Origin of the sequence: Roseicella aerolata (assembly GCF_020523605.1) — a bacterium.
Classification (GTDB): Bacteria; Pseudomonadota; Alphaproteobacteria; order Acetobacterales; family Acetobacteraceae; genus Paracraurococcus; species Paracraurococcus aerolatus.
This window is the reverse complement of record NZ_JAJAQI010000041.1, coordinates 43,352-52,475: the sequence shown is the minus strand read 5'-3', so window position 1 is coordinate 52,475 and position 9,124 is coordinate 43,352. Positions and strand designations below refer to the sequence as shown.

Here is a 9,124-nt window from a genome sequence, read left to right as displayed (position 1 = left end):
AAGGGAGCGCCGCTGGCGCCGGAAACGTGTTTCTGGCAGCCGCCACGCGGCAGCGGGCGCATGGAAGGTCCGCCGGAGCCTACCGCACCCGCCGATCCTGCGCGCTTTTCAGCAGCCTGCTAGGCCAGCAGCGTCAGCGTGCGCGGGTCGGGCTCGCCACGGAAATAGCGGTCAAGGGCCGCCTGGAAGGGCGTCCCGCCCGGCCGCGCCGCCGCGAAAAGCGTCATGCAGGACCGGAACTTCATGTCGTCCGGGCTGCCGAAGATCGCATGCGCGGAGTGGCCCTGCACGGCGTTCACCAGCGCGGTGCATTCCTCCAGCCGCGGTCCCAGCAGCGGATGGGCCAGATAGGCCCGCGCCTCCGCCAGGGAGGCGAGGCCGTAGTGCTGCGCCATGGCGCTGTGTCCCAGGCCGCGCAATTGCGGGAAGATGAACCACATCCAGTGCGTGCGCTTGCGCCCTGCTGCCAGTTCCCGTCGCACCTGATCCAGCACGGGATCCTGCGCCACCACGAAACGCTCCAGTTGCATCGCATCCGACATGCGGAAGACCACCCCGAGGAAGCGGCCGGTCGCCATGGCGTACCAGCCTGGATCTGCGATCTGCCGGCCATTGCCTCCATGCGCGCCGGGCAGAGATCGGTCCGCGGCCGGGGGCGCGTCCTGCCATCCCGCCCTGTGATCAAGCCTGGCGCCGGCACGTGCCGGCGCGCATCTATGCCGGCTCCGTCCAGGCCGCCGCCGCCCCCAGCGTCAGCGCTGCCCCCTGGGCGAGGGTTGCCGGCAGGCCCAGCCCGGCCAGCGCCACGAAGCCGACGAACTGCCCGAGGAACACCGCCGCGCCCAGATTCAGCGCGGCTGCCGGCGCCGCCTCCTGCCGGCGCAGCGACAGCGCCGCGACCAGCCCGGCCAGCAGCGCAAGCGTCAGGAAGGCGCAGTGGGGCGCCAGCTCGTTGAGGAGATGCATGGCCCGGCAACGCCCGGGCCCGCCGCGGGTGCCCGGCCTCGCCGCCGCGTGACGCCCGGCCTATGCTCCCCGGAATGGCCCGCCGTCCCGCCGAGACCCCGCCCGCCGCCGACCTCTTCGGCGGCCCGCCCGAGCCACCGCCCGAACCCGCCCCGGACGGCCCGCGCCCGCTCGCCGATCGGCTGCGGCCGCGCAGCCTGGAGGAGGTGGTCGGGCAGGACCACCTGCTGGGACCGCAGGGCGCGCTCTCCGGCATGCTGGCGCGCGGCAGCCTGGCCTCGCTCATCCTCTGGGGGCCGCCGGGGGTGGGGAAGACCACCATCGCCCGGCTGCTGGCGCAGCGCGCGGGCCTCGTCTTCGTCTCGCTCTCCGCCGTCTTCTCCGGCGTCGCCGACCTCAAGCGCACCTTCGACGAGGCGAGGGCAAGGCGGCGGGCGGGGCAGGGGACGCTGCTCTTCGTCGATGAGATCCATCGCTTCAACCGCGCGCAGCAGGACGGCTTCCTGCCGGTGGTGGAGGACGGCACCGTCACGCTGGTCGGCGCCACCACCGAGAATCCGTCCTTCGCCCTCAATGGCGCGCTGCTCTCGCGCTGCCAGGTGCTGGTGCTGCGGCGGCTGGACGACGCGGCGCTCGACCTGCTGCTGGCGCGCGCCGAGGCGGAGGCCGGCCGGCCGCTGCCGCTGGATGACGCCGCGCGCGCCACGCTGCGCGCCATGGCCGATGGCGATGGGCGCTACCTGCTGAACCTTGCCGAGCAATTGCTGGCGCTGCCCGTGGATGCGGCGCCGCTCGACCCCGCCGGCCTTGCCGAGCTGCTGGCGCGCCGCGCCGCGCTCTACGACAAGGACCGGGAGGAGCACTACAACCTCATCAGCGCCCTCCATAAGTCGCTGCGCGGCTCGGATCCCGATGCCGCGCTCTACTGGTTCGCGCGCATGCTGCAGGGCGGGGAGGACCCGCGCTACATCGCCCGCCGCCTGACGCGCTTCGCCGCCGAGGATGTCGGCATGGCCGATCCGCGCGCCCTGCCGCTGGCGATCGCCGCCTGGGAGACCTATGAGCGCCTCGGCAGCCCGGAGGGCGAGCTGGCGCTCGCGCAACTCGTCGTGCATCTCGGCACCGCGCCCAAGTCGAATGCCGTCTATGCCGCCTGGGGCCAGGCGCGGCGCGCGGCGAAGGAGACCGGCAGCCTGATGCCGCCCGCGCACATCCTGAACGCGCCGACGAAGCTGATGAAGGAGCTGGGCTACGGCGCCGGCTATGCCTATGACCATGACGAGGCGGAGGGTTTCTCCGGGGCAAACTATTTCCCGGACGGCATGCCGCGTCAGCAATTCTACAGACCGACCGATCGCGGCGCTGAGGCCGCCATCGGCGAGCGGCTGCGCCACTGGGCCGCGCTGCGCGCGAGGAAGGCTCGTGGATGACGACGCTCACCTTCGGCCAGCTGCTGCTCGTCGCGGCCGGCGGCGCGCTCGGCTCCGTGCTGCGCTTCCTGGTCTCCACGCTGTCCGCCCAGGCCTTCGGCGCCGCCTTTCCCTGGGGGACGCTGCTGGTGAACCTGCTGGGCAGCGCGGCGATCGGGCTGCTGGGTGGCCTGGGCATCGGCGGCGCCTGGCGGCTGCTGCTGGTCACCGGCCTGCTCGGCGGCTTCACCACCTTCAGTGCCTTCAGCCTGGAGACCGGGCTGCTCTGGCAGCGCCACTGGTCGCTCGCCCTGCTCTATGTCGCGGCGAGCCTCGCGCTCGGCCTCGCCGGTTTCGCAATCTGCTACGCGCTGGCGCGCCGCATGGGAGGAATGGGATGAAGGAGAGGCTGATCGGCATCTGGCGCCTGGTGCAGGTGACGGCGCGGGATCCGGAGGGGCGGGTCATCCCCTCGGAATTCGGCCCGGCGCCGATCGGCACGGTGCAGTTCGGGGAGGAGCGGATGATGGCCGCCCTCGGCGACAGCCGTCCCCCGGCCGAGGGCGAGACGCGCTTCTGGGTGGCCTATACCGGCACCTGGCGCTTCGACGGCCAGGTCCTGTCCACGCGCGTGGACGCGGCCCATCCCCCGAACCGCATCGGCACGGACCAGGTGCGGCAGGTGCGGTGGGAGGGGGAGCGCGTGGTGCTGAGCCCGCCGCCGCGGATGGTGCAGGGGGTCATGAACCACCTGGAACTGGCCTGGGAAAGGGTGGGGTAGGGCGGGCCACCGTCACCCGCACATCCAGCGTCCTGCCAGTTGCAGGCCCGCCCCGAGCGCCTTAACGGACGGGCCGAAGCCATCGGTGACGACGGGGATGTGCCCGTACATCGGACACCCCCGCAGGTGGGGGCTCGCCGGGCATCCTGGACGCCTGCCCGCCGGGGCAGAACGGAAACCGCCGGAACCGGCCCTCGCCGCCCGTGCCGCCCGGCTCCCGCTCCCGGAACGCCTGCGGGTCAGCCCTCGGCGCGGGATGCGGCAGGGGCCAAGGCACCTCACAGGCGGGGCGGCGGCAGCCGGGGAGGGACGGGAGCGCAATTATCGTGCTGCCACCCGCTCGTCCCGATCCGGCACCTGCAGCGGCCGCACCTCCACCGGCACGGTGCCTTCGCGCTTCATGCCGAGTTGTTCCGCCGTGCGCGGGCTCACATCGATCACCCGTCCCGGCACGAAGGGACCGCGGTCTTCCACCTTCACCTCCGCGGTGCGGCCGTTCTGCAGATTCGTCACCTGCGCGGTCGTGCCCAGCGGCAGCGTCTTGTGGGCCGCGTTATTGGCGTTGGGGTTGAAGGGCCGGCCATTCGCCATGCGCCGGCCGTTGAATTTCGGCGCGTAGTAGCTCGCCTTCCCGCGCTGCGGCTTGGCCTGCTGTGCGCGCTGCGGCTGCTGCTGGGTTGCCGCCTTCCGCTCCGCCGCAGCGGCCTGGTTCATGGTGAGATCCGGGGCTCCGACGCCGAGGATCAGGAGGGCCGCGCCCGCGGCCAGAGATGCCATTCGCGTCATGGGGCGGCATGACGCTTGACGCCGGCAATGGTTCTACTTTGGCCCTGATCAGCCCACGTCGTCGTGACCGCCAGCGGCGCCCGGTACCCTGCCGCCCGGCCGGGCGCCACGCCATCTCCCGGACCGGAGCCGCTGGCCAAGGGGCGGAACCGCCCGGAGGCAGAAGCCGGCTCCGCCGACAACCCATGCGAGTGTCCTGATGCGCTTTGTCCGGCGTGAGGATGCCCGGCCCGCCCCGAGGTGGTAAGCCTCCCCCCATCATGACCATCGTCCATCGCATCGTGGCCCCCGCCGAGGCCGATACCCGCCTCGACCGTTGGTTCCGCCGCCACTTTCCCCAGCTTACCCAGGGCGCGCTGCAGAAGATGCTGCGCACCGGCCAGATCCGCGTGGACGGCAAGCGGGCGGAGGCCAATACGCGCCTCGCCGAGGGGCAGGAGGTCCGCATCCCGCCCCTGCCGGAGGGGCCGAAGCCCGAGCCGGGCCGCCGCCCGGTCTCCGAGGCCGATGCCCGGGAGCTGGAGCGGATGGTGATCTACCGGGATGCCAGCGTGCTGGTGCTGGACAAGCCGCATGGCCTGCCGGTGCAGGGCGGCCCGAACATCGCGCGCCACCTGGATGGCATGCTGGACGCCCTGCAATTCGAGGCGGAAGAGCGCCCGCGCCTGGTCCACCGGCTGGACCGCGACACCTCCGGCGTCCTGGTCCTCGGGCGGACGGTCCAGGCCGCGGCCTTCCTCGCCAGGGCCTTCCGCGGGCGGGATGTGGAGAAGACCTACTGGGCCGTGGTCACCCCCCAGCCGGAGATCCCCGAGGGCCGGATCGACCTCCCCCTCGCCAAGATCGGCGGCCCGCGCGGTGAGCGGATGGAGGCGGTGGAGGACCCGAATGAGGGCGCCCGCGCCGTTACCGATTTCCGCACGCTCGACGCCGCCAAGCGCCGCGTCGCCTGGCTGGAGATGAACCCGCTCACCGGCCGCACCCACCAGCTTCGCGTCCACTGCGCCGAGGGACTCGGGGCGCCGATCGTCGGCGACGGCAAGTATGGCGGCGCCGCGGCGCATCTGGACGGGCTGTCGAACCAGCTCCACCTGCATGCCCGTGCGCTCCGCCTGCCGCATCCGGATGGCGGGGTGCTGGAGGCGGCGGCGCCGCTGCCGCCGCACATGAAGGAGACCTTTGCCTATTTCGGCTTCGAGGCGCCGAAGACCCCGAAGCCCCGTCGCCTCGCCCCGCCCTCCCGGCGTTAGGCCCGCATGCCGCGCGAGACTGCTCTCCCCGAGCCGCAGCCCACGCCGCCCGCCCGGAGGCGCCGCTGGCCCTGGGTGGCCGCGGCCGTCATCGCCGTGCCGGTGGTGGCGGGCGCGGTCTTCCTCGCCAGCTTCGACCTGAACGACCAGAAGCCGCGCATCGAGGCCCTGGTGAAGGAGAGGACGGGCCGCGACCTGACGCTGGCCGGCCCGATCGGGATCAAGCTCTCCCTGGTCCCGACCATCACGGCGGAGGATGTCGCCCTCTCCAACATGCCGACCGGCAGCCGCCCGCAGATGGCGACAATACGGCGGGCGGAGCTGGAACTGGCCCTGCTGCCGCTGCTCTCGCGGCAGGTGGAGGTGCGGCGGCTGCGGCTGGTCGCGCCCGACATCCTGCTGGAGACGGATGCGGAGGGGCGGCCGAACTGGGTCCTCGCCCGCCCGGCCGCTGCGCCGGCGCCGGACCGGCCGCCACCCGGGCCCGCGCCGGCCCCCGCCCCGGCGCCGGAGGCAGCGCGGCCCCGCCCGGCCCTCGGCTTCGGCCGCATCAGCGTGGAGGAGGCGCGCCTCACCTGGCGCAACGGCATCAGCGGCGCCAGCCGCACGCTGGAAGCCCCCCGGCTGGAGGCGGAGGCCGGCGACGGCAACGGGCCCATCCGCGGCCGCGGGACGCTGGCGCTGGAAGGCACCCCGATCGCGGTGGAGGGAGAGACCGGCCCGCTGGCCGGCCTCATCAGCCCCACCCCCGGCACCCCCTGGCCGGTCCGCGGCACGGTGGAGGCCGCCGGGGCCCGCTTCGGGCTGGAGGGCAGCATCGGCCGCCCGGCCGAGCGGCGCGACTGGCAGGCGACGCTCACCGCGGAGGTGCCGGACACCCGGCGCCTCGTGCCGCTGCTGCCGGATGTCCCGATCCCGCCGCTGCGCGACGTGCAGGCGCGCGTCTCGCTGGCCGATGCCGGGCCGGGGCGGCAGGCGCTGACGGGCCTCGACGTCACCATCGGGTCCTCGCCGCTCGACCCCATGCTGCCCGGCCTGGAACTGGCCCGCTTCCATGCCGCGCTGGCCGGGGCGGAGGCGCCGCTGCGCTTCGAGGGGGAGGGGAGGCTGAACGGCCTGCCGCTGCGCCTCAGCGGCACCACCCGCTCCCCCATGCCGCCGCAGGGCGTCGCGGCGCCGGTGCCGGTGGACCTCACGCTGACGGGCGCCGGCGGCAGCGCGACGGTCAAGGGCATAATTGCCAATCCGCAGCGCATGAACGGGGTGGAACTGGCGCTGGCCGCCACCCTGCCGGACCTTGCCGCCCTCACGCCGCTCGCGGGCACGCCCCTGCCGCCGGTGAGGGACATCCGGGCCGAGGCGCGGCTGAACGAGCGGGGCGGCTACCGCTTCTCGGGCGGCGCCTTCCTGCGCGGCATCCAGGTCACCTCCTCGGCCGGCGACATCGCCGGGGACCTCACCTTCCTCGTCGCCATGCGGGCCGGGGTGCAGGGGGCGCTCACCTCCCGCCGGCTCGACCTCGATGCGCTGGTGCCGCCGAAGCCGCCGGAGGCCGCGCCCGCCGGCCCCGCCGCGCCGCCCCCGGCGCCGGATGGCCGGGTCATCCCGGACCTGCCGCTGCCGCTCGAGATCCTGCGCCTGACCGACAGCGATCTCCGCCTCGCGGTCGGGGAGCTGCGCAGCGGCGGCGTGACGCTGCGCGACCTCGCGGCGCATGCCGTGATCCAGGACGGCAGGGGGCGGATCGACCCGCTGACTGTCACCCTGCCCGGCGGGCGGCTCAGCCTCCGCGCCGCCGGGGATATCACCGCCAACCCGCCGGTCGTCCAGCTTGCGGCGCTGAGCGAGGGGATCGAGCTGGCGCCCCTGCTCGCCGCTCTGCGCGCGCCGGGCGGCACCACCGGGCGGGCCGAGCTCGATCTTGACCTGCGCGGCCAGGGGCGGGACCTGCGGGCGGTCGCCGCCACCGCCACCGGCCATCTTGGCCTGGCGCTGACCAACGGCCAGATGGAGGCCGGCCCCGGCAGCCTGCTCGGCCGGGCGCTGGGCGATCTCCGCCAGGCCCTGCCGCAGCTCGGCGCGCTGGCGGAGGGAGGCATCGCGCTCTCCTGCGCCGCCACGCGCTGGCGGGCGGAGAACGGCATCGCCCGCAGCGAGGTGCTGCTGCTCGATGGCAGCCTCGGCAAGGTCGGCGGCGGCGGCACGGCCAACCTGCGGGACGAGACGCTCGCCATGCGCCTCAATCTCGACCTGCGGCTGCCCATCCCGGGGCTGCCCCCGCTGCGTATCCGCGCGCCCGTGCCGCTGACCGGCAGCTTCGCCAATCCCCGGCCCGATTACCGCCAGGCGGTCGGGCGCGCCGCTGCCGGGGCGGTGGCGGAGGAGGTGCTGCGCGACCGGGCCGGCATCGCCGGCGAGGTGCTGGGCGCCCTCGGCGCCGGGCGCGGCGGGGAGGGGGGGGAGGCCGCCATTCCGGAATGCGGCCCGGCCCTCGCCCTGGCCCGCGGCGGCCGCCCCGGCCCGGTGCCGGCGCCGGGCGCCCCGCCGCCCGCCCAGGCGGCGCCTGCCACGCCTGCGCCTGCCACGCCCGCGCCGGCCCCGCTGCGGGACCTGCCGCGCGAGCTTCAGGCGCCGGCGCAGGAGCTGCTGCGCGGCCTCTTCGGGAGGGGCCGCTAGCCCGTGCCCGTGCCGCGACCCTGCGCCGTACCGAGGCCTCGCCCCTGTGCCGCGGAAACCTGCCGCCGCGGAGAGCAGCGTGACCCGCCTGGCGTCTCGCCCGCAGGCCGCTGCCAGGGCCGGCGCGGGCCGATCCCCCGTTCCCACCCGCCGGGCGCCCGCCGCCCGGCCCGACTTCGCCTGACGGCGCTCTGAGGATTGGAGCCATGAAACGCTTCTGGGACACCGCCGCAGCCGAGCCCGAACCGGGCGGCTTCCGCGTGCTGCTGGACGGCAAGCCGGTCCGCCTGCCCGGCGGCACGCCGCTGAAGGTCGAGGCCGCCGCCCTGGCCGAGGCGATCGTCGCCGAATGGGCCGCCGCCGGCGGGCAGAAGGGCGGCGAGATGTCGCCGGCCGACATCCCGCTGACACGCCTCGCCGGCACCGCGCAGGAACGCATTGCCCCCGACCCCGGCCCGACCGTGGAGGGGCTGGCGAAATTCGGCGAGACCGACCTGCTCTGCTACCGCGCGGAGGACCGCAAGCTGGCCGCCCTGCAGGCCGCGGAGTGGCAGCCCCTGCTGGACTGGGCCGCGCTGCAGCATGACGCGCCGCTCCGCGTCACCACCGGGCTGATGCCGGTGCCGCAGGACCCGGCGGCGATCGCGGCGCTGCGGCGTGCGGTCGCGGCCCTCTCGGCCGTCGAGCTCACCGCGCTCGGCGTGCTGGTCCCGGGCTTCGGCAGCCTGGTGCTCGGCCTTGCCGTGGTGCAGCGCCGGCTGGAGGCGGCGGAGGCGCACCGCCTGGCGATCCTCGACGAGACCTTCCAGGAGGAATTCTGGGGCCTGGACGAGGAGGCGGCGGCGCGCCGCCGGCGCATCGCCGCCGAGGCGGCGCAGGCCGAGCGGCTGCTGATCCTCGCCCGGACCGGCAGGGCATGAGGCCGCGGCACCTGCTGATCACCGGCCGGGTGCAGGGCGTCGGCTACCGCGACTGGATGGTGCGGGAGGCGACGCGCCTCGGCCTGTCCGGCTGGGTGCGGAACCGCGCGGATGGCGCGGTGGAGGCGGTGGTCGACGGGCCGGAACCGGCCGTGCTGGCGCTGCTCACGCTCTGCCGCCGCGGGCCGCTGCTGGCGCGGGTGGACGCGCTGGAGGAGACCTTCTGGGACGGGGAGGTGGCGCCGGGTTTCTCCAGGCGATAGAGCAGATCGCCGGAGGCCGTGAACGACCGAAGGCGTGAATCTGCTCGGAAAACAAGGAGCTACAGCGGATGAG

Annotated in this window: 10 protein-coding genes; 7 read left to right on the top strand and 3 right to left on the bottom strand. The window is 74.8% G+C overall.

The genetic code is table 11. From position 1 onward, the window contains the following. Positions 1-119: 119 nt before the first annotated feature. Positions 120-578, bottom strand: a complete 459-nt coding sequence (locus LHA35_RS21880; protein ID WP_226612023.1) for a DUF1810 domain-containing protein — start codon at positions 576-578, stop codon at positions 120-122. 136 nt (positions 579-714) lie between these two features. Continuing rightward, entirely contained in the window at positions 715-966 is a 252-nt protein-coding gene (locus tag LHA35_RS21875) for a hypothetical protein (RefSeq protein ID WP_226612021.1), read from the bottom strand. A 74-nt stretch (positions 967-1,040) separates the two neighbouring features. Here LHA35_RS21875 and LHA35_RS21870 point away from each other — a divergent pair, with 74 nt between their 5' ends. Genes LHA35_RS21870 through LHA35_RS21860 form a run of 3 tightly spaced genes read left to right on the top strand, consistent with a single transcriptional unit; the run spans position 1,041 to position 3,156 of the window. Next, positions 1,041-2,396, top strand: coding sequence for a replication-associated recombination protein A (locus LHA35_RS21870; protein ID WP_226612019.1), 1,356 nt, complete (start codon positions 1,041-1,043; stop codon positions 2,394-2,396). Next, on the top strand, positions 2,393-2,776 hold the full coding sequence (crcB, locus tag LHA35_RS21865) for a fluoride efflux transporter CrcB (RefSeq protein ID WP_226612017.1): 384 nt from the start codon (positions 2,393-2,395) through the stop codon (positions 2,774-2,776). The genes LHA35_RS21870 and crcB overlap by 4 nt, the downstream gene beginning before the upstream one ends. Then, entirely contained in the window at positions 2,773-3,156 is a 384-nt protein-coding gene (locus tag LHA35_RS21860) for a lipocalin-like domain-containing protein (RefSeq protein ID WP_226612011.1), read from the top strand. The genes crcB and LHA35_RS21860 overlap by 4 nt, the downstream gene beginning before the upstream one ends. Positions 3,157-3,477: 321 nt before the next feature. On the opposite strand, the gene LHA35_RS21855 is transcribed toward LHA35_RS21860, so the two are convergent. Further along, positions 3,478-3,870, bottom strand: coding sequence for a septal ring lytic transglycosylase RlpA family protein (locus tag LHA35_RS21855; RefSeq protein ID WP_226612009.1), 393 nt, complete (start codon positions 3,868-3,870; stop codon positions 3,478-3,480). A 332-nt stretch (positions 3,871-4,202) separates the two neighbouring features. Here LHA35_RS21855 and LHA35_RS21850 point away from each other — a divergent pair, with 332 nt between their 5' ends. The 4 genes from LHA35_RS21850 to LHA35_RS21835 all read left to right on the top strand — a co-directional run bounded on the left by LHA35_RS21850 (position 4,203) and on the right by LHA35_RS21835 (position 9,051). Next, entirely contained in the window at positions 4,203-5,192 is a 990-nt protein-coding gene (locus tag LHA35_RS21850) for an RluA family pseudouridine synthase (RefSeq protein WP_226612008.1), read from the top strand. A 6-nt stretch (positions 5,193-5,198) separates the two neighbouring features. Beyond that, complete coding sequence (locus LHA35_RS21845; protein ID WP_226612006.1) at positions 5,199-7,868, top strand: AsmA family protein; 2,670 nt, start codon at positions 5,199-5,201, stop codon at positions 7,866-7,868. A 206-nt stretch (positions 7,869-8,074) separates the two neighbouring features. Beyond that, a complete protein-coding gene (locus LHA35_RS21840; RefSeq protein WP_226612004.1) occupies positions 8,075-8,788 on the top strand; it encodes an ATP12 family protein in 714 nt (237 codons plus the stop codon). Further along, positions 8,785-9,051, top strand: a complete 267-nt coding sequence (locus tag LHA35_RS21835) for an acylphosphatase (protein ID WP_226612003.1) — start codon at positions 8,785-8,787, stop codon at positions 9,049-9,051. The genes LHA35_RS21840 and LHA35_RS21835 overlap by 4 nt, the downstream gene beginning before the upstream one ends. Positions 9,052-9,124 lie beyond the last annotated feature (73 nt).

Bases quoted from the DNA above. Each gene is read 5' to 3' on its own strand.
- LHA35_RS21880 (WP_226612023.1), bottom strand. From the start codon at position 578: ATGGCGACCGGCCGCTTCCTCGGGGTGGTCTTCCGCATGTCGGATGCG.
- LHA35_RS21875 (WP_226612021.1), bottom strand. From the start codon at position 966: ATGCATCTCCTCAACGAGCTGGCGCCCCACTGCGCCTTCCTGACGCTT.
- LHA35_RS21870 (WP_226612019.1), top strand. From the start codon at position 1,041: ATGGCCCGCCGTCCCGCCGAGACCCCGCCCGCCGCCGACCTCTTCGGC.
- crcB (WP_226612017.1), top strand. From the start codon at position 2,393: ATGACGACGCTCACCTTCGGCCAGCTGCTGCTCGTCGCGGCCGGCGGC.
- LHA35_RS21860 (WP_226612011.1), top strand. From the start codon at position 2,773: ATGAAGGAGAGGCTGATCGGCATCTGGCGCCTGGTGCAGGTGACGGCG.
- LHA35_RS21855 (WP_226612009.1), bottom strand. From the start codon at position 3,870: ATGAACCAGGCCGCTGCGGCGGAGCGGAAGGCGGCAACCCAGCAGCAG.
- LHA35_RS21850 (WP_226612008.1), top strand. From the start codon at position 4,203: ATGACCATCGTCCATCGCATCGTGGCCCCCGCCGAGGCCGATACCCGC.
- LHA35_RS21845 (WP_226612006.1), top strand. From the start codon at position 5,199: ATGCCGCGCGAGACTGCTCTCCCCGAGCCGCAGCCCACGCCGCCCGCC.
- LHA35_RS21840 (WP_226612004.1), top strand. From the start codon at position 8,075: ATGAAACGCTTCTGGGACACCGCCGCAGCCGAGCCCGAACCGGGCGGC.
- LHA35_RS21835 (WP_226612003.1), top strand. From the start codon at position 8,785: ATGAGGCCGCGGCACCTGCTGATCACCGGCCGGGTGCAGGGCGTCGGC.